Here is a 368-nt window from a genome sequence, read left to right on the forward strand (position 1 = left end):
CCGATGATCCGGGTACTGCTGGCCGACGACCAGGTCCTGGTGCGGGCCGGGTTCCGGGCGCTGCTGGACGCCCAGCCCGACATCGCGGTGGTCGGCGAGGCGGACGACGGCGAGCAGGCCGTCGAACTCACCTGCCGGCTGGTGCCCGACGTCGTCCTGCTGGACATCCGGCTGACCCGTGATCCTCCGTCTCGTAACGGCCCGACCGCATACGTTACGGCGAAGGACGCACCGCTCTGTCGCATCCCGACCAGTCCGCTGCCCCAACCTTCGTCGTCGGTATCGCGACCGGCGCGCCCCCGCGCGTACACCTGGACGGTGAGGGCGTGGGAGTCGAGCCAGCGGAGCCGCACGGCCGCGCTGCGGGT

General features: G+C 72.0%; 1 protein-coding gene. It reads left to right on the forward strand.

What is annotated here, in order from left to right; translation table 11 throughout:
- Positions 1 to 3 precede the first annotated feature (3 nt).
- Positions 4 to 368 (forward strand): response regulator transcription factor (locus UK12_RS37140; RefSeq protein ID WP_156179127.1); only part of this gene is annotated, 365 nt, incomplete at its 3' end.

It is taken from the genome of Saccharothrix sp. ST-888 (assembly GCF_000955975.1).
Lineage (GTDB): Bacteria > Actinomycetota > Actinomycetes > Streptomycetales > Streptomycetaceae > Kitasatospora.